This window comes from Burkholderia sp. 4NA327C6 (genome assembly GCF_005502655.1).
GTDB classification, from domain to species: Bacteria; Pseudomonadota; Gammaproteobacteria; order Burkholderiales; family Burkholderiaceae; genus Burkholderia; species Burkholderia contaminans.
Genome location: NZ_SCNZ01000023.1, coordinates 1 through 18,596, shown reverse-complemented (window position 1 = coordinate 18,596; position 18,596 = coordinate 1). Strand labels below are relative to the sequence as shown.

Annotated in this window: 19 protein-coding genes; 3 read left to right on the top strand and 16 right to left on the bottom strand. The window is 68.3% G+C overall.

Annotated features, from left to right (window positions below; all coding sequences use genetic code 11):
- The first annotated feature begins 160 nt into the window (after window positions 1-160).
- Window positions 161-1,339 carry a glycosyltransferase family 9 protein gene (locus FFS49_RS22655; protein ID WP_105818708.1) on the top strand — a complete coding sequence of 393 codons (1,179 nt, stop codon included), beginning with the start codon at window positions 161-163 and terminating at the stop codon, window positions 1,337-1,339.
- 142 nt (window positions 1,340-1,481) lie between these two features.
- Here FFS49_RS22655 and FFS49_RS22650 read toward each other — a convergent pair whose 3' ends face one another.
- The 3 genes from FFS49_RS22650 to FFS49_RS22640 all read right to left on the bottom strand — a co-directional run bounded on the left by FFS49_RS22650 (window position 1,482) and on the right by FFS49_RS22640 (window position 4,634).
- Window positions 1,482-2,762, bottom strand: coding sequence for an O-antigen ligase family protein (locus FFS49_RS22650; RefSeq protein ID WP_105818709.1), 1,281 nt, complete (start codon window positions 2,760-2,762; stop codon window positions 1,482-1,484).
- A 160-nt stretch (window positions 2,763-2,922) separates the two neighbouring features.
- A complete protein-coding gene (locus FFS49_RS22645) occupies window positions 2,923-3,765 on the bottom strand; it encodes a glycosyltransferase (RefSeq protein WP_105818710.1) in 843 nt (280 codons plus the stop codon).
- A gap of 116 nt (window positions 3,766-3,881) precedes the next feature.
- Window positions 3,882-4,634, bottom strand: a complete 753-nt coding sequence (locus FFS49_RS22640; RefSeq protein WP_039370673.1) for a glycosyltransferase family 2 protein — start codon at window positions 4,632-4,634, stop codon at window positions 3,882-3,884.
- A 224-nt stretch (window positions 4,635-4,858) separates the two neighbouring features.
- Here FFS49_RS22640 and msbA point away from each other — a divergent pair, with 224 nt between their 5' ends.
- Window positions 4,859-6,610 (top strand): lipid A export permease/ATP-binding protein MsbA, encoded by a 1,752-nt coding sequence (gene msbA, locus FFS49_RS22635; protein WP_039370450.1) that lies wholly within the window; start codon window positions 4,859-4,861, stop codon window positions 6,608-6,610.
- Window positions 6,611-6,728: 118 nt separating this feature from the next.
- Window positions 6,729-7,109, top strand: coding sequence for an RcnB family protein (locus FFS49_RS22630; RefSeq protein WP_071334782.1), 381 nt, complete (start codon window positions 6,729-6,731; stop codon window positions 7,107-7,109).
- A gap of 69 nt (window positions 7,110-7,178) precedes the next feature.
- Here FFS49_RS22630 and FFS49_RS22625 read toward each other — a convergent pair whose 3' ends face one another.
- From FFS49_RS22625 to upp, 13 genes are all read right to left on the bottom strand, one after another.
- Window positions 7,179-7,745, bottom strand: coding sequence for an FUSC family protein (locus FFS49_RS22625; RefSeq protein ID WP_105818711.1), 567 nt, complete (start codon window positions 7,743-7,745; stop codon window positions 7,179-7,181).
- Between the two features lie 41 nt (window positions 7,746-7,786).
- Complete coding sequence (locus FFS49_RS22620) at window positions 7,787-9,046, bottom strand: MFS transporter (protein WP_039370460.1); 1,260 nt, start codon at window positions 9,044-9,046, stop codon at window positions 7,787-7,789.
- Window positions 9,043-10,008 carry a PRC-barrel domain-containing protein gene (locus tag FFS49_RS22615; RefSeq protein ID WP_039370462.1) on the bottom strand — a complete coding sequence of 322 codons (966 nt, stop codon included), beginning with the start codon at window positions 10,006-10,008 and terminating at the stop codon, window positions 9,043-9,045. The genes FFS49_RS22620 and FFS49_RS22615 overlap by 4 nt, the downstream gene beginning before the upstream one ends.
- 270 nt (window positions 10,009-10,278) lie before the next feature.
- Window positions 10,279-10,614, bottom strand: a complete 336-nt coding sequence (locus FFS49_RS22610) for a 50S ribosome-binding protein YggL (protein WP_039370464.1) — start codon at window positions 10,612-10,614, stop codon at window positions 10,279-10,281.
- Window positions 10,615-10,741: 127 nt separating this feature from the next.
- Complete coding sequence (gene rng / locus FFS49_RS22605; RefSeq protein WP_011352748.1) at window positions 10,742-12,211, bottom strand: ribonuclease G; 1,470 nt, start codon at window positions 12,209-12,211, stop codon at window positions 10,742-10,744.
- Between the two features lie 7 nt (window positions 12,212-12,218).
- Window positions 12,219-12,851, bottom strand: a complete 633-nt coding sequence (locus FFS49_RS22600) for a Maf family protein (protein WP_039370469.1) — start codon at window positions 12,849-12,851, stop codon at window positions 12,219-12,221.
- A gap of 51 nt (window positions 12,852-12,902) precedes the next feature.
- On the bottom strand, window positions 12,903-13,373 hold the full coding sequence (gene rlmH, locus FFS49_RS22595) for a 23S rRNA (pseudouridine(1915)-N(3))-methyltransferase RlmH (RefSeq protein ID WP_011352746.1): 471 nt from the start codon (window positions 13,371-13,373) through the stop codon (window positions 12,903-12,905).
- Window positions 13,374-13,398: 25 nt separating this feature from the next.
- Window positions 13,399-13,845 (bottom strand): ribosome silencing factor, encoded by a 447-nt coding sequence (gene rsfS / locus FFS49_RS22590; RefSeq protein ID WP_105818712.1) that lies wholly within the window; start codon window positions 13,843-13,845, stop codon window positions 13,399-13,401.
- Window positions 13,846-13,849: 4 nt separating this feature from the next.
- Window positions 13,850-14,575, bottom strand: a complete 726-nt coding sequence (locus FFS49_RS22585) for a nicotinate-nucleotide adenylyltransferase (RefSeq protein WP_224755924.1) — start codon at window positions 14,573-14,575, stop codon at window positions 13,850-13,852.
- Window positions 14,576-14,578: 3 nt separating this feature from the next.
- Window positions 14,579-15,502: an oxygen-dependent coproporphyrinogen oxidase gene (hemF, locus tag FFS49_RS22580; protein WP_105818714.1), complete on the bottom strand. Its 924-nt coding sequence runs from the start codon at window positions 15,500-15,502 to the stop codon at window positions 14,579-14,581.
- A gap of 118 nt (window positions 15,503-15,620) precedes the next feature.
- Window positions 15,621-16,898 (bottom strand): phosphoribosylamine--glycine ligase, encoded by a 1,278-nt coding sequence (purD, locus tag FFS49_RS22575; RefSeq protein ID WP_039370477.1) that lies wholly within the window; start codon window positions 16,896-16,898, stop codon window positions 15,621-15,623.
- Between the two features lie 104 nt (window positions 16,899-17,002).
- Window positions 17,003-17,731: a YebC/PmpR family DNA-binding transcriptional regulator gene (locus tag FFS49_RS22570; RefSeq protein WP_006478227.1), complete on the bottom strand. Its 729-nt coding sequence runs from the start codon at window positions 17,729-17,731 to the stop codon at window positions 17,003-17,005.
- 217 nt (window positions 17,732-17,948) lie between these two features.
- Window positions 17,949-18,596 (bottom strand): uracil phosphoribosyltransferase (gene upp / locus FFS49_RS22565; RefSeq protein ID WP_134319751.1); only part of this gene is annotated, 648 nt, incomplete at its 5' end.

Below are 18,596 nucleotides of genomic sequence, written 5' to 3'. Positions count from 1 at the left end.
AGGCACCGCGTACGCCACCGGCGCGCGGTGCGCCTGCCGCGCCGCACCTCGCGAGCGGGGCCGCATCAGGCTAGCCGCACGGCCGATTCGCGATGTCGCGCCGGCTGCTGCAAAATCCTGTACATTGCCAGCCTTGTTCAGCCAGCCAGACACACCCGCCGTGGCCCTGTTTTCTTCTGCCCGCCCGCCCAGAACCATCCTCGTGGCAGCCCCCCGCCGTATCGGCGATGTGCTGCTGACGACGCCGCTCGTCCGTTCGCTGAAAGCCCGTTGGCCGGAAGCACAGATCGACATGCTGGTGTTTCGCGGCACCGAAGGCGTGCTCGAGCACAATCCGGACGTGCGGCGTGTGATCGTCGTCGCGCAACGCGCGGGCTTCCGCGAGCGGCTGCGCGACGCGCTGTCGATGTGGCGTCGCTACGATCTCGCGTGCGCGGCGCTGAGTTCCGACCGGCCGCGCTTCTACAGCTGGTTTGCGGGCCGCAAGCGGGTCGGCCTCGTCGATCCGGACCGCGTGACGTGGCTCACGCGGATGATGTTGAACGGGATCGCGATCAATCACCACGAATCCGCGCATACGGTCGTCAGCACGCTGGCGCTTGCCCCCGTGATCGGCATCGAGCCGGTGTCCGAGGTCGTTGCACCCGGTATCGGCGACGATCCGGCGCGGCGCGCGCACTTCGACGCGTGGCTGGCCGAATCGCCGGCGATCCGTGCCGGCAAGCCGCTGGTCGTCCTGCATCCGTATCCGATGTTCCGTTACAAGCAATGGCGGCTCGACGGCTGGGTCGAGATGATCGGCTGGTTGCGCGAGCACGGCTTCGCGGTCGCGCTGTCGGGCGGCCCGGCAGACAGCGAGCGCGAGTACGCGGAGCAGGTCGCGGCCGAAGCGGGCGGCGATGTACTGAACCTGGTCGGTCGCCTGACGTTCGGCGAAAGCGCCGAACTCGTGCGGCGCGCACGGCTTTTCATCGGGCCCGACACCGGCGCGACGCACGTTGCGGCCGCGACCGGCACCGACACGATCGCGCTGTTCGGCCCGTCCGACCCCGTGCGCTGGGGGCCGTGGCCGCAGCACTGGCCGGCGACCGAGAATCCGTGGCCGCTACGCGGCTCGGGGCGGCACGGGAACGTGTGGCTGCTGCAGGGGGAGGGTGATTGCGTGCCGTGCCGGCACGAAGGCTGCGAGCGCAAGGTCGACAGCCGCAGCGACTGCCTCGTCAATCTCGGTGCGCAGCGCGTGAAAGCCGCGGCGGCCGAGATGCTTGGACTGAATCCGCCTGGCCCGGCCGAAGCCGTCGTCGATACGTCGCGACTGCACCGGACTTCATCCGACTGACGCGCGGGCGACGCACGTTTCCTGCCGGTTGCCGGCGGCTTGTTTGGCGACGAGCCGGCCGCCCGGCCCGCTTCCGTCGAAGATCGATCGTGAACGCCGCGGTGCCCGAAGCGACCGCCGGCGGCGCGCAGGCCGCTGCGCGTTACGCGCTGCGCCGGATCGCCGACGTTTCGCGCGGCAGCGCCTCGGCGCGCTCGCCGCAGCCGAGCAGGATGCCGGCCAGCAGCACGATCAGGTGCCCTTCGGCGAAATCGAGCAGCAGCGAATTCGCGAGACTGCCGATCGCGAAGATCGCGAGCCAGCCGAGCAGCAGATGCCGCGAGCGCGGATCGAGCGTACGGCTGCCGCGCGCAATCTGCACGATCAGGTTGACGAACAGCACCAGGCCGAGCGTGCCGAGCTGCACGGCCATCAGCAGGTATTCGTTGTGCGGGTTCGACGTGAGCTGGCCTTCGGCCGCCGTCTTGCCGGCCGTGAGCTTCTCGAATTCGGATTCGAGGCCGCCCGCGCCATAGCCGATCAACGGGCGCTGGCGATACAGCTCGAGCCCCTTCTTGTACCACTCGAGGCGCAGCCCGGTCGACGTGACCGCGTCGCTTTGCCGGTATTGCTGCACTTCCGTCACGACCTTCGTCAGCCGGCCGTTGTGAACCGTGCACGCGGCGACCACGAGCGCGATGCCGGCCAGCACGAACACGCCGGCGGCGAGCCCCGCGCGCAGCGCCGATTGCCGGCGCAGCAACAGCACGAAACGCACGGCGACGACGAAGATCAGCAGCAGCGCGATGACCTGCCCGGTGCGCCCCTGCAGCATCACGAACACGTTGACGAGCGACCACGCGGCGACGCCCGCATACGCGGCGCGCGCCAGCGCCGTGCGGGCCGCCAGCGCGAGATCGGCCGCCTGGTAGAACAGCAGCGCGCCGAACATGCCGGCCGCGATATGGTTCTTGAACACCCAGGCGCGTGACAGCGGCAGTTCGGTCGCGTGCGCGGGCCCGATCGCGGTCAGGCCGAGATAGTTGGTGGTCGACAGCAGCAGGATCACGCACAGCGTGCCGAACCAGCAACGCCGCACGATCGGCGCCCAGTTCGAATGACGGAAGGCGAGCGCGGCGAACGGCAGCAGCAGCAGCTTGTCGTACTTGGCCACCCAGTTCCACGCCTTGTTGTGCGGCGCGACCGTATAAGTGACGCTGGCGGCCAGCGCGGCCAGGATCAGCAGCGCCGCGAGCGAGGCCGGGTCGGTGACGAACGAGCGCAGATCGCGCCAGAATTCGGGAGAAATCACGAGCGCGGCGGCGAACAGCCCGCAGAACACGTTGGTCAGCGCGGTCGAGACGGGCACCATGCAGAGCGCGGCGACGGCGAATGCGCGGGCGGCGGTCAGGCGCCGCGAGGCAGGAGCGGAAAACGAAAGCATCGGAACCTGTCGAATGGACGAATGCGGCTTGCGTACGTCGTGCGCGCCGCGCGCCCCGGCGGGAGATCCGGGACGAACGGCGCAGAGTATACGCGAAGCAGCGCGCGTTTCCGTGTCGTTTACGGGGCCGGGTCAGGCGAATCCGATCCCCGGGGCGCGATCAGCTGAACGCGCGCTTGATCCGCGAGCGCAGCAGCGCGCGCTTCAGACGGCCAACGACGGCCGGCGTGTCGAGTGCGACGCGCGTGCCGGCCGGCTCGCCGCGATGCAGGAAATAGCGGTCGAACGTCGCCTGGGTCATGCCCCATTTGTTCAGAAACTGGCGGCGGCCATCGTTCTTGACGATCTTGCCCGTGCTCTTCTGCTGGAAGTGGTAGACGAGGCTGTCGCCGACCCCGATGAAGATCCGGCAGCCGGCGTCCCAGAATTTCATCGAGAAGTCGTTGTCGCTGCTCATGCCGGGCGACAGCTCGCTGCTGTAGCCGCCGATCCGGTTCCACCAGTCGCGGTGCACGAGCGTCGGCGGCCAGGTCGAGCCGAGCCAGTCCGCGCGCGCAAGCTTCGGAGCCGCCGCGACGAGGCCCGCCGCGTCGAAATGTTCGGCGTCGCGGCCGAAATTGCTGACCACGACGCACGGGTTGCGCGTGTCGATCGGCTCGACCATCGTGCCCGACAGCATGAAGAGGTCGGTCGGCATCTGTTCGATGCGGCGCACGAGCGCCGTGTCCCAGCCGGGGCAGCAGAACATGTCGTCGTTCATGTAGACGACGTAGTCGCGCGTGGCGCGCGCGGCGGCCCAGTTCACCGCGTGGCAGATGCCGATGTTGGTCGCCGATGCGGTGTGCTCGATTCCTTCACTGCGCACCCAGTCGAGCGTGCCGTCCGAGCCGTCGTTCACGTGCACGATGATCTGGTGGTCGTATGCGGAGTGGCGGCGCAGGCTGTCGACGACGAGCTTGAGGTACGGCAGGTTGTTCCAGGTCGGAATGATGATGGAGAACATGGCGGTCGGATTCGGTAGTCGTCGTGGCGGGCGGCGCGTGGCGCCGCCGGTCGGGCGCGCGCGGCGCGGGCAGCCCGGCATTGTAACGCCGGGCCGGCTGCATGCCGGGCGGGCGCCTAGCGCGCCCGTTCGTGGCCGAGCTTCAGGAAGCGGTAGTACACGGTTTCCGCGTTGAACACGGCGATCATGAAACCGGCGCGGCCGTCGAGGAAGCCGCGGCGCAGCACGTAGGTGCGCACGAATGCCCAGGCGCCGCGTGCGAGCGCCTTGCCGAAGCCGCCGCGCTGGCCGGCGGCGCGGCGCTGGCGCGCGCCGGCCGTCGAATAGGCGTCGAGCTTGCGCACGACGGTTTCGAAATCCTCGTACGAGTAGTGCATCAGCTTGCCGGACAGCCGCTGCGCGGCGCCGTCGAACACGAGGCGTTCGTGCACGAGATCGTCCGAGAAGCGCGCGGCGCCGCGGCGGAACAGGCGCGGGATCCAGTCGGGATACCAGCCGCTGTGATGGATCCATTGGCCGCAGAAGCTCGACAGACGGTCGACCGCATAGACTTGCGCGGCCGGCGCGCGGATCGTGTCGCGGATCGACTGCGCGAGTTCCGGGGTGACGACTTCGTCGGTATCGAGGGACAGGATCCAGTCGGTGTCGAGCGCGTCGAGCGCGCGGTTCTTCTGCGGGCCGAAGCCCGGCCAGTCGCGCTCGACGATCACGCGCGCGCCGTGCGCCTGCGCGATGGCAACGGTATCGTCGGTGCTGCCGCCGTCGATGACGACGACGTCGTCGGCGAACGACAGCGCGGCCAGGCACTGTGCGAGCCGCGCAGACGCGTTGAGGGCGATGAGGGCGACGCCGAGGGAGGGTTCAGCCATGAAATCGTCGGAAAAGGCGGAGAAAACGGTGAGCGGCAGTATACCCGCGGCCCGGCCGCCGCCCGCAGCCGCCATGACCGTGCCGGCGGGGGCGGTGCGGCTATAATGTTGAGCCCTTTTCGGCACCCGCCCGACAGGGCGACATCCCGGGCGGCCACGTCCGGGCGCCGCTTCGCGGCTCAAGAAGGATTGCCTTGGAAACCCAGAACACTCTTCGCAAACCGATGGACGGCACGGGCACCTCGCCCGTGACGGTCCTCAAGCGCCTGTGGCCGTACATCCGGCCGCTGATCGGCATCGTGGTGCTCGCCGTGATGACGATGGGCGTCGTCGCGGCCACCGAGGCCGGTATCCCGGCGCTGCTCAAGCCGCTGCTCGACCACGGCTTCGGCTCGCACGGCAGCGACCGCGCGAAATGGTATGTGCCGATGGCCGTGATCGGGCTCGCGCTCGTGCGCGGCGTATCGCAGTACGCGTCGAATTACCTGCTCAACTACGTGTCGAACCGCATCCTGCTGCAGCTGCGGCTCGAGATGTTCCAGCGGATGCTGCACACGGGCGCGTCGTTCTTCCAGCGCGAGACGGCGAGCACGGTGATCAACGCGATCGTGTTCGAGGTCAACCAGATCCTGTCGGTGCTGACCGGCGTGATGGTCACGCTCGTGCGCGATTCGCTGACGGTGATCTTCCTGCTCGGCTACCTGTTCTACCTGAACTGGCGGCTCACGCTGATCGTCGCGGTGATCCTGCCGGGCATCGGCTGGCTCGTCAGCAAGATCAACCGGCGCCTGCGCCGCCTGAACCGCGAGCACCAGACGTTGACCAACGAGCTGTCGTACATCGTCGAGGAGACGGTCGGCGGCTACAAGGTCGTGAAGGTGCACAACGGCGAAGCGTACGAGATGGACCGCTTCACGCAGATGAGCAAGCGCCTGCGCGGCTACGCGATGCGCATGACGATCTCCGGCGGCCTCGCGCAGCCGCTCACGCAGTTCCTCGCGTCGATCGCGCTCGCGGTCGTGATCACGATCGCGGTCGTGCAGTCGTCGAACGACCAGACGACGGTCGGCGGCTTCGTCGCGTTCGTCACGTCGATGCTGCTCGTGATCTCGCCGCTCAAGCACCTGATCGACGTCAACCAGCCGCTGCAGCGCGGGATGACGGCGGCCGAGCTGATCTTCGGGCTGATCGACGAACCGGCCGAGCCGCAGGGCGGCGGCCGGCCGCTGGAACATGCGCGCGGCGACATCGAGTTCCGCAACGTGACGTTCGACTACGGCACGGCCGAGCGACCGACGCTCGACCGCATCTCGTTCAAGGTCGCGCCCGGTGAAATGATCGCGCTCGCGGGCCCGTCCGGCAGCGGCAAGACGACGCTCGTGAACCTGCTGCCGCGCTTCTTCGACCCGACCGACGGGGCGATCCTGGTCGACGGCGTGCCGGTCGCCGACTACGACCTCCATGCGCTGCGCGGCCAGATGGCGATGGTCAGCCAGGACGTCGTGCTGTTCAACGACACGATCGCCGCGAACGTCGCATACGGGCAGACGCCCGACCGCGCGCGCGTGCAGGCCGCGCTCGAGGCCGCGAACCTCGCCGATGCGGTCGCCGCGATGCCCGACGGGCTCGACACGCTCGTCGGCGGCAACGGGATGCGGTTGTCCGGCGGCCAGCGCCAGCGGCTCGCGATCGCGCGCGCGATCTACAAGGACGCGCCGATCCTGATCCTCGACGAAGCGACGTCGGCGCTCGACTCGGAATCGGAGCGCCACGTGCAGGCGGCGCTCGAACGGCTGATGGAGGGCCGCACGACGCTCGTGATCGCGCACCGGCTGTCGACGATCGAGCGTGCGGACCGCATCCTCGTGCTCGAGGCCGGCAAGATCGTGGAGGAGGGCAGCCACGACGAGTTGCTGCGCCACGGCGGCCTCTACGCGCACCTGCACCGGATCCAGTACCAGCAGCAGGCGGCTTGACGCGCTGTCATATGCGTGGTCATGTGCGCGGTCATGTGGCCCCGCGATACCGTGTGCTAGTCTTCATCGGGCAGTCCGAGTGGTTTCGTTCGACGTGACAACACGGAGGGAAGGCACGATGAAGAAGATGCACGGGATGATGCTGGCCGCGCTGATCGCGGCGGGTTTCGCCGCGCCGGCCGCGATGGCGCAGGACCACGACCACCACGACGACCAGGGCGGCCACGGCATGCAGCGCGGCCATGGCCCGAAACACATGCCGCCCGGCCAGATGCGCCATGAGGACGACGTGCCGCCGCGCTGGGCCGACCAGCCGCGCCGCGAGTGGCACAAGGGCGACCGGCTTCCGCCCGAGTTCCGCGATCGCCAGTACGTGATCGACGACTGGCGCGGCTATCGCCTGAGCCCGCCGCCGCGCGGCTATCAATGGGTCGGCGTCGGCGGGGATCACCTGCTGGTGCAGATCGGTTCCGGCATCGTGCTGCGAATCGGCGACTGACCTGACCTGACCGACGGCCCGGCCCGGATCGCGATGCCGGGATGCGCGCCGGGCAGCCGGATCAATGCGTCACTTTGCCGCCGCGTGGCGGAACCAGCGGCGCTCGATTTTCGACATCACCCAGCACACGCCCAGCGCACACACGGTGCCGAGCGTCACCTCGCCGAGCCGCATCAGCGGAATGTCCCACAGCGGGCCGTTGCCCGGAAACAGCAGCACGATCGTCGCGGTTACGCCGCCGAGCCGTGCGGCGCTGCCGACGTTCAGGCACCAGCAGCAGACGATCACGACCGCGACGGTAATCGCATACGCGACGAGGCGGTCGCCGCCGAGCGCCGCGCCGGCGAAGCCGAGCACGCCGCCGACCATCGCGCCGACGAACTGGTCGCGCGACAGCGACATCGTGTCCGAGTAGTTGTGCTGCGTCACGGCGATCGCGGTGATCGCCGCCCATACGGCCTGCTCGGTGTGCAGCGCGCGGCCGATCACGTACGCGAGGCATGCGCCGCACACGGCCTGCAGCGCCATCAGTCCGCCTTGCGCGAGCCGTTCGCTGAATGACAGCCCCTTGAACAGATCGAAGATCGACTGCTGGATCTGCTGGCGGGCTTCGTTGAGTGTCCTGATCGTATCCATCGTGCGTTGGCCAAGAAGCAGGTGACGGCGGCGCGCCGGTGTCAGCGCGCCTGTTCGGGCGATGCGGCGGCCGGTTCGTCGGCGGCAGCATCACCGTTCGCGACGCGCGTTTCGGGCATCACGAGCCAGACCAGCAGCACCGCGAGCGCACCGGCGCCCGCGAGCCCGAAGAAGCTCACGGCGTTGCCGAAGTGATCTGCGACGTAACCGGCCGCAGCAGTGCTGAGCGTCGCGCCGATCCCGGCTGCGAGCCCGAAGAGCCCGATGCACAGGTTGTAGCGGCCCTTGCCGCCCGCGACGTCGGCCGCGATCAGCGGCAGCATCACGCCGAACACGGCCGCGCTGATGCCGTCGAGCATCTGCACCGGTACCAGCAGGTACGGGCTGCTCACGCCGGCGAACAGCAGCGCGCGCACCGGCAGCGCCGAGAAGCCGAGCAGCAGGATCGGCCGGCGCCCCCAGCGTTGCGCGGAGCGGCCGACCCATGGCGACAGCATCGCGACGATCGCTTGCGGCACGATGATGCACGCGGCGATCACGAGCTGCACGTTCTCGCCCATTCCGGCCGTGACTTCGCCGGCCGCAAGGTTCAGCATTGCGGCGTTCGACAGATGGAACAGCACGACGCACGCCGCGAAGATCAGCATCCGGCGGTCGCGCAGCAGCTCGAGCAGCGTTTCGCGTTCGCCGGCTTCGTCGCGATCGTCGGGCTTCGACGACTGCGGGATCACCTCGTGTGTCGGCTGGATCATCGCGAGTGCGAACAGCGCGGGCAGCGCGAGCACGGCGGTCAGCCAGAACACCGCGCGCGCGGAGAAGTATTCGCCGGTGAGCCCCATCAGGCCCGCGGCGACCGCGCTGCCGATCGATGCCCAGCGCGCGTTGCGGCCAAGCCGGTCGCCGAGGTCGGCGCGGCCGACGAGCGAGAACGAGATCGCGGCCATGGCCGGCACGAGCATGCAGCTCGCGAAGCCGTGGAACACCTCGGCGGCGATCACCGGCACGATCGTCGGGCTCGACGCGAGCAGCACCGCGGACAGGATGATGGCCGCGATCGCCCACGCGGCCGCGCCTTTCTTGTTCTTCAGCGCATCGACGGCCGCGCCGCCCGGCACCTGGCTGACCATCGCGCTGATCGTGCCGATCGACAGCACCATTCCGATCTCGCCCTGCGTCCACTTGTGCGACGCGAGGTAGGACGCGATGAACGGACCGAACCCTGTTTGAACGTTTGCAACGAAGAAGTTGAGCCAGTCGAGGGACCGGAGACTGCGTGCGCTGACGGAATGCTTGATCGTCATCGGGTCGCGCTCGCAGACGAAGCCGGTGCCGGGGCAACGGGCGGGAAAACCGCGACGATCGGCTTGTCGGCCGCGTAGGGCGGCGACGCCTTGATCTGTGCGTCGTTCAGGTCGAGCTGCGGATGCAGCGCCTTGTCGCGTGTGACGAAGCGCAGCGCGCCCCAGCTCGCGGCGATCGAACGGCGGTCGGTATTGACGAGGCCGCCGAGGTCGAGCACGACCGCCTGCGGCTGCGACGCGCGGTCGATCAGCACGTCGACGATCCGGCCGATCTTCGTGCCGTTCGGGCGCTCGACGTCGCTGTCGAGCATCGGCAGCCGCGTCGCGGGCGAGGCCGCTGCCGAGCCGGACAGCGGCACGGCCTTGGGCCGCGCGGCCGGCGGCAGGTCGCCCGACGGCACGTCGAGCACGATCGGCTCCTGTTTGCCGCCCGGCGTGAAGCGGAACACGTTCCACGGGAAGATGACCTTGCGGTCGCCCACGCCCATGAAGCCCTGCAGGTTGACGATCATCTCGCGCGGCTTGCCGCTCGCGTCGGTCACCATGTCGACCGCGCGGCCGATCACCTTGCCGTTGCGGCGCGCGACTTCGCTGTCGAGCAGCGCATGGATCTGGGTGCGGTCGAGCGGGCGCGTCGCGACGATCGGCGGCGGCGGAGGCGGCGGCGGTGTCGGCGATTCCGGGCGTTGCACGGGCTTCGGCCGCGGGACTTCGCGGTGCGGCTTCTTCGGCGCTTCCGGTTCTTCCGGGTGCGTCAGTGCCGGCATGGGCGGCATCGTCAGCGGCTTGCCGGCGGTTTCCTCGACGGGCTCGACGAGCGCCTCGCTGATCGGCGCGGGCGGATTCTGCACCGGCAGCAGCCCGCAGCCGGACAGCAGCGCGGCGGCGGCGAGGATCAGGAAGACCGTCGAGGACGGCAACGACTTGCTGCGGGATGCGGGAAACGGAAGTCCGCCGCTCATTGACACTCACTCCATGGGTCGGGGGCGGCCCGAGGGCACGCGGCTGGCGATGGATGGCGGGTGCGGGCGGCGCACCACGCGAGGTGAGATTTTAACGTGTCTTGCTTTCAGGTCCGATTTCGACGGCTGGATGGAGGCAGACTGTCGGGAAAAGGAAGGGATCGCGGGGCGATGCAAACGGGTGACCGGCGGTGAGATGCGAGGCGTGCCCGCGGCACGCCTCGCGTGGGTCCGGCGCGCGCGCCGGACGAAGCAGGGGAAACCGGAAACTCAGGCTTCCGGGTACCACGCGTCGGTGAATTCGCTGACCTTGACGTCCGACAGTTCCGGCCGTGCGGCCAGCCAGCCGCGCACGAGCTCGCGGTCGGCGTCGGTCGTCGTGCCGCGCGGCGCGCCGGAAATCACGTAAGCGCCGATGCCTTCGTCCGCCGACGCGACGGTCAGCAGCCCGTTCGCCTCGACGAAGTCGATGAACGCATCGATCAGTTCGCCGCGCTCGAGGTCGGTCATTTCGTTGCGGTAATGCGCGGTGGCATTGAACGCGAGTTCCTGGAATTCGCCGATGTGGAGTTTCTTGCGCTGGCGGCGGTTGTGGCCTTGGCTCATGGTGTGTGGTGAATGCGAAATGGGTCGGGTGAAAGGGCGGCGGCGGGTGCCGGCGCGACATGCGCGGGCGGCCCGGACGCCGCATCGAAGTGCCGCGCGGCGATGCCGGCGGCGGATGGACGGAACGTTACATCAGCACGATATCGTACTGCTCCTGGCTCAGGTTCGACTCGACCTGCAGCGACACCGGCTTGCCGATGAAGTCGATCAGCATCGCGAGATGCTGCGACTCCTCGTCGAGGAACAGGTCGATCACCTGCTGCGCGGCGATCACGCGGAATTCGCGCGGGTTGAACTGCCGCGACTCGCGCAGGATCTCGCGCAGGATGTCGTAGCACACGGTGCGCGACGTCTTCACCTGGCCCTTGCCCTGGCAGGTCGGGCACGGCTCGCACAGCACGTGCGCGAGCGATTCTCGCGTGCGCTTGCGCGTCATCTCGACGAGCCCGAGCTGCGAGAAGCCGTTGACCGTCACGCGCGTGCGGTCGCGCGACAGCGCCTTCTTCAACTCGGACAGCACCGCGTCGCGATGCTCGGCGTTCTCCATGTCGATGAAGTCGATGATGATGATCCCGCCGAGGTTGCGCAGCCGCAGCTGCCGCGCGATCGTGTGCGCGGCCTCGAGGTTGGTCTTGAAGATCGTGTCGTCGAAGTTGCGTGCGCCGACATAGCCGCCCGTGTTCACGTCGATCGTCGTCATCGCCTCGGTCTGGTCGATCATCAGGTAACCGCCCGACTTCAGGTCGACGCGGCGCGACAGCGCGCGCTGGATCTCCGTCTCGATGTTGTACAGGTCGAACAGCGGACGCTCGCCCGTGTAATGGTGCAGCTTCGGGCTCACGGCCGGCGTGAATTCGCCCGCGAATTCCGAGAGGCGCTGGTACGTCTCGCGCGAATCGACCTGGATGCGCGTCGTGTCGTCGTTCGCGAAATCGCGCAGCACGCGCTGCGCGAGATCGAGATCCTGGTACAGCAGGCTCGTTGCCGGCAGCCGCTGCGCCTGGGCGACGATCGTCGCCCACGTCTTGCGCAGGTACGTGACGTCGCCGGCGAGCTCGTCGGAGGTGGCATCCTCGGCGATCGTGCGAACGATGTAGCCGCCTTTCTCGTCCGCCGGGATCACCGCCGTCAGGCGTGCGCGCACGGCCTCGCGTTCGGCCTCGCTCTCGATCTTCTGCGAGATGCCGATATGCGGCTCCTGCGGCAGGTAGACGAGCGTGCGGCCCGCGATGCTGACCTGCGTCGACAGCCGCGCGCCCTTCGTGCCGATCGGATCCTTGATCACCTGGACCATCAGCGTCTGGCCTTCGAACACGATTTTCTCGATCGGCTGGTGCGGCGTGCCCGACTGCGGCTCGCCCGCGAGGCGCGGATGCCAGATGTCGGCGACGTGCAGGAATGCCGCGCGTTCGAGGCCGATGTCGATGAACGCCGACTGCATGCCGGGCAGCACGCGCACGACCTTGCCGAGATAGATGTTGCCGACCCGCCCGCGCGACAGCGTGCGCTCGACGTGAAGCTCCTGCACCGCGCCTTGCTGGACGAGTGCGACCCGCGTTTCCTGCGGCGTGAGGTTGATCAGGATTTCTTCGTTCATGGTGGGTTCAGAAGGCGACGCGCGCGGTGCGTAGCAGCGCGGCAGTCTCAAAAAGGGGCAGACCCATGATACCTGAATGGGAACCGTCGATTCGCTCGATGAATTCGGCCGCGCGCCCCTGGATCGCGTACGCGCCGGCCTTGCCGAACGGCTCGCCCGATTCGACGTAGCGCGCGTATGCGTCGCGCGACGCGGCCGCGAAACGCACCGACGAGCGCGACAGCGCGGGCGGCAGCAGTTCGCCGTCGGCATCGATCACGGCGACGGCGGTCAGCACCGCGTGTTCGCGGCCCGCGAGGCGCGTCAGCATCGCGAGCGCGTCATCGGCGTCGGCCGGCTTGCCGAGGATCGCGCCGTCGATCGTGACGGTCGTATCGGCGACCAGCACCGGCGAGGCCGGCTTGCCGCTTGCGACGAGGCGCGCACGCGCAGCCTCGGCCTTGGCGATGGTCACGCGCCGCACGTACGCATCGGCGGCTTCGCCGGGCAGCTCGGCCTCGAGCGCCTCGGCATCCTCGTCGGGGCGCGGCAGCAGCAGCTCGAAGCGTACGCCGATCTGCTGCAGCAGCTCCTGGCGGCGCGGGCTTTGCGAAGCGAGGTAGAGGAACGGGAAAAGCGCGGGGGACGTGCTGGACGGCATGGTGTCGTTATCTCGGTATGCGCGCGTGGCGCGCGTCTCGAGGACGACACGTCATGCGCGGTGGTAGGGGTGATTCTGCGTGATGCTCCACGCCCGGTAAAGCTGTTCGGCGAGCAGCACGCGCACCATCCCGTGCGGCAGCGTCATGCTCGAGATGCGCAGCAGTGTATCGGCACGCGCTTTCAGCTCCGGATCGAGCCCGTCGGCACCGCCGATCACGAACGCGACGTCGCGGCCGTCCTGCTGCCAGCCGGGCAGCGCCTGCGCGAGCTGCATCGTGGTCCAGTCGCGGCCGCGCTCGTCGAGCGCGACGAGACGCGCGCCCTTCGGCAACGCGGCCTCGATCTTCTGCCGCTCGGCCGCCATCACGCTTTCGGCGCTGCGGCCGCCCGAACGCAATTCGGGCTTGATCTCGCGCAACTCGATGCGCAGCTCGGGCGGCATCCGCTTCGTGTATTCGTCGAAGCCGGATGCGATCCAGCCCGGCATCTTGTGGCCGACCGCAAGGATGAAAAGCTTCATCGGAAGACGCGTAACGACTCGAAGCTCAACGGCGGCGAGCGGCCGTCTTGCGCGCCGGGCGTGCGGGCGCGGCTTCCTCTTCTTCGTCATCGCTCTCGCTGGCCGTGGCGAAGCCGTTCCCCTTGCCGCCGCCGAGCTTCATCCGCACGGGCTTGTCGCCCCAGATTTCCTCGAGGTTGTAGTACTGGCGCAGGGCCGGCTGCAGGATGTGCACGACCGCGTCGCCGCAGTCGACCAGCACCCATTCGCCCGTGTCTTCGCCCTCGGAGCTGACGATGTCGCCGCCGGCTTCCTTGACCTTGTCACGCACGCTCGACGCGAGCGCCTTGGTCTGGCGGTTGGAGGTGCCCGAAGCGACGACCACGCGGTCGAACAGTTCGGTCAGGTGGCTGGTGTTGAACACCTTGATGTCTTGCGCCTTGACGTCTTCGAGGGCGTCGACGATCACGCGCTGCAGTTTGCGAATATCCATGGATTCAGGAATGGTAGAGGCGATGTTGAAGAATATAGGCCCATACGGCGGCCGGCACATGTTCGGCCGATGCGTCGGGCATTTGCGCATGGCGTGCGATGCATTCGCGTAGGTGGGCGCGGATGTCGGTCGCGGCAATGTCGAACGAAAGGGTCGTATCGATCAGCAGGTGGCCTGCCGGCGTGGCCTTGAGCACGTCGGCGCCGGCCTGCCGCGCGGCGATTTCCTGCGCGACCTCCGGCGGCGCTGCGCCGAGGTCGAACCCCGGGCGCGTCGACACACAGATGTGCGCGTAGTCGAACAGCGTGCGCCAGTCGCGCCACGTGTCGAGGCGCACGAGCTGGTCGGCGCCGATCAGCAGCGACAGCGATGCGCCCGGGCCGATCAGCTCGCGCCAGCGCGCGAGCGTCTCGACCGTGTAGGTCGGGCCGGCGTGCTCGATCTCGTCGGTGGCGACGGTCACGGTCACGCCCGGCACGGACAGCGAGCCGGCGGCCGCGCGCGTCATCGCGAGCCGATGCTCGGCGGCCGACACGTCGCGCTTCTGGTACGGCTGCCCGGCGGGCAGCAGCACGAGTTCGGTCAGGCCGAGCAGCTCGGCGAACCGGCGCGCGAGCGCGAGATGGCCGTCGTGGATCGGGTCGAAAGTGCCGCCCAGCAAGCCGATACGACGCGGCAGCGGGGTGGGGCTGGCGGTGGTGTCCAGAAACGCGTCCTTGTCTTGAAGCAGGGGTCAGACCCAGTCGCGCGGCACGATGAAGTCGCTGTACAGGCGCGCTTCCGGCGAACCCGGTTCGGGTTGCCAGTTGTAGCGCCAGTTCGCGACCGGCGGCATCGACATCAGGATCGACTCGGTCCGGCCGCCGCTTTGCAGGCCGAACAGCGTGCCGCGGTCGAACACGAGGTTGAATTCGACGTAGCGGCCGCGGCGGTACGCCTGGAAATCGCGCTCGCGCTCGCCGTACGGCAGCTCGGCGCGCCGCTCGACGATCGGCAGGTAGGCCTGCAGGAACGCGTCGCCGACGCTTTGCATCATCTCAAACGATCGTTCGAAACCGGGCTCCGAGAAATCGTCGAAGAAGATCCCGCCGATGCCGCGCATCTCGTTGCGGTGCTTCAGGAAGAAATATTCGTCGCACCATTTCTTGAAGCGCGGGTAGAGCTCGACGCCGAACGGGTCGAGCGCATCCTTGCAGGTCTGGTGGAAATGGCGGGCGTCGTCCTCGAAACCGTAAACCGGTGTCAGATCCATGCCGCCGCCGAACCAGAACACGGGCTCCTCGCCCGGTTTCGTCGCGATCAGCATCCGCACGTTCATGTGTACGGTCGGGCAGTACGGATTGCGCGGATGCAGCACCAGCGACACGCCGAGCGCCTCGAAGCCGCGGCCCGCGAGTTGCGGGCGCGCCGCGCTCGCCGACGGCGGCAGCGCATCGCCCGCGACGTCGGAAAAGCCGATCCCCGCGCGTTCGAACACGCGGCCGCCTTCGAGAATCCGCGTGCAGCCGCCGCCGCGCAGGCGGTCGGCCGGACCGCGCTGCCATGCGTCGGTCGCGAGCGGCGTGCCGTCGAGCGCGCCGAGCGCGTCGGCGATGCGTGTCTGCAGGCCCTGGAGGTACGTGCGCACGCGCGCTACGTCGTAGGTCGAATCGGTCATGTCTGGACTGGGTGCCCCCGCCCGAAGCGAGGGCCGTAAAAAAGGCTTCTGCCGGGCATTCTAACGAACCCCGACAGAGGGGCCGCCGCCGCGTGCGGGCGGGGCGGCAATTGCAACGTCACGCGCTCTTGCGGTTGAGCGCGCGGAAGCCGATGTCACGGCGGTATTGCATGCCTTCGAAATTGATCTGGTTGATCGTCTCGTACGCATGCTGCTGCGCTTCGCGTACCGAATCGGCGAGGCCGACCACGCACAGTACGCGGCCGCCGGACGTCGTCAGCTTGTCGCCGTCGAGCGTCGTGCCTGCATGGAACGTGACGGCCTGTTCGGTCTCGGCCGGGATGCCGTTGATGCGGTCGCCCTTGCGCGGCGCGTCCGGATAACCGTGCGCGGCCAGCACGACGCCCAGCGCGGTGCGGCGGTCCCAGTCGAGCTCGACCGTGTCGAGCGTGCCCGCGATCGCCTGCTCGACGACCTTCGAGAAATCGCTCTTCAGGCGTGCCATGATCGGCTGCGTTTCAGGGTCGCCCATCCGGCAGTTGAACTCGAGCGTGCGCGGATTGCCTTCCTTGTCGATCATCAGGCCCGCATACAGGAAGCCCGTGAAGCGGATGCCGTCCTTCTCCATGCCGCGCACGGTCGGCATGATGATCTCGCGCATCACGCGTGCGTGCATCTGCGGCGTGACGATCGGCGCGGGCGAATACGCACCCATGCCGCCGGTGTTCGGGCCGCGATCTTCGTCGAGCAGGCGCTTGTGGTCCTGGCTGGACGCCAGCGCCAGCGCGTGCTTGCCGTCGACCATCACGATGAAGCTCGCTTCCTCGCCATCGAGGAATTCCTCGATCACGACGCGCGCGCCCGCATCGCCGAGCTTGTTGCCCGACAGCATCATGTCGACCGCTTCGTGCGCTTCTTCGAGCGTCATCGCGACGACGACGCCCTTGCCGGCCGCGAGGCCGTCGGCCTTCACGACGATCGGCGCACCCTTCGCGTCGATGTACGCGTGCGCGGCAGCCACGTCGGAGAACGTTTCGTACTCGGCGGTCGGGATGCCGTGGCGCTTCATGAACGCCTTCGCGAAATCCTTCGAGCTCTCGAGCTGCGCGGCTTCGCGAGTCGGCCCGAAGACCTTCAGGCCGCGCGCGCGGAACAGGTTGACGATGCCGGCCGCGAGCGGTGCTTCCGGCCCGACGAGCGTGAACGCGACGCCTTCGCGTTCCGCGAAATCGGCGAGTTCGTCGAGCGCCGTGATGTCGACGTTCTTCAGACGCTCGTCCTGCGCCGTGCCGCCATTGCCGGGCGCGACGTAGACCATCTGGACGCGCGGCGACTGCGCGAGCTTCCACGCCAGCGCATGTTCGCGGCCGCCGGAACCGACGACGAGTAGTTTCATGGGATTCCCCGCAGACTAGAAAACAGGGCGGCCGGCACGCTCAGGCGCGCCGGCCGCGGATTCGGTCGGGCCGCCGCCGCGACAGGAACACGGCGGCCGGCACATCATTCCTCGACGATGACGGCGTTCGTATACACGTCCTGCACGTCGTCGAGGTTCTCGAGCGCGTCGAGGAGCTTCTGCATCTTCGCCGCGTCGTCGCCGGTGAATTCGACTTCGTTCTGCGGCTTCATCGTCACTTCGGCGAGTTCGGCCTTGAAGCCCGCGGCTTCGAGCGCGTCCTTCACCGCCGAGAATGCCTGCCAGTCGCACAGCACTTCGATCGAACCATCGTCGTTCGTGTTCACGTCGTTCGCGCCGGCTTCGAGCGCGGCTTCCATCAGCGCGTCTTCCGACGTGCCCGGTGCGAACAGGAACTGGCCGACGTGATCGAACATGAACGCGACCGAACCGTCGGTGCCCATGTTGCCGCCGAACTTCGAGAACGCATGGCGGACTTCCGCGACCGTGCGGGTGCGGTTGTCGGTCAGCGTGTCGACGATGATCGCCGCGCCGCTGATGCCGTAGCCTTCGTAACGGATTTCCTCGTAGTTCGCGCCATCCGCGCCGCCCACACCGCGATCGATCGCGCGCTTGACGTTGTCCTTCGGCATGTTCGCGTCGGCCGCCTTGTCGACCGCCAGACGCAGGCGCGGGTTCGAGTTGACGTCACCGCCGCCGAGGCGCGCCGCGACCTGGATTTCCTTGATCAGGCGGGTCCAGATCTTGCCGCGCTTCGCGTCGGCCGCTGCCTTCTTATGCTTGATGTTGGCCCATTTCGAATGACCAGCCATACCTTTCTCCGTGCCCGGGCGCACAGCGCGGGCGATTGTTTCAATGTGTCGTTGAATCGGCGGCCGTTTCGGCGGGCATGAAGCCGCGGGGCCGCGCGTGTCGAGTGGATCGAGATTTTATCACGCGGCGACCGCCGGATCGGGGCCGCCGCGCATGGCCGGACGGCCAGGCGGGCCGTCGCGGGCCGGGCCGCGCGCCGCGCGGCCGTACAGGGGCTCAGTTCTTGGTGCCGAACAGGCGGTCGCCCGCGTCGCCGAGGCCCGGCACGATGTACGCGTGCTCGTTCAGGTGCGAATCGAGCGACGCGACGAACAGCTTCACGTCCGGGTGCGCGTCCTGGAACACCTGCACGCCTTCGGGCGCGGCGACCAGCGCGACGAACATGATGTTCGCGGCCGGCACGTTGCGGCGCTTCAGCACGTCGACCGCGTGGACGGCCGAGTAGCCGGTCGCGACCATCGGGTCGCACAGGATGAAGATGCGGTCTTCGAGATCCGGCAGGCGCACCAGGTATTCGACCGGGCGATGGTCGTCTGCGCGGTATACGCCGATGTGGCCGACGCGGGCGGACGGAACCAGGTCGAGCAGGCCGTCCGACATCCCGATACCCGCGCGCAGCACCGGCACGATCGCCAGCTTCTTGCCCGCGATCACCGGCGCGTCGACCTCGACGAGCGGGGTTTCGACCCGCTTGGTCGTGATCGGCAGGTTGCGGGTGATCTCGTAGCCCATCAGCAGCGTGATTTCGCGCAGCAGCTCGCGGAACGTGCGTGTGGACGTGTCCTTGTCGCGCATGTGCGTGAGCTTGTGCTGGATCAGCGGATGATCGGTGATGAAGAGATTCGGGAAGCGGCTGTCCTGTTT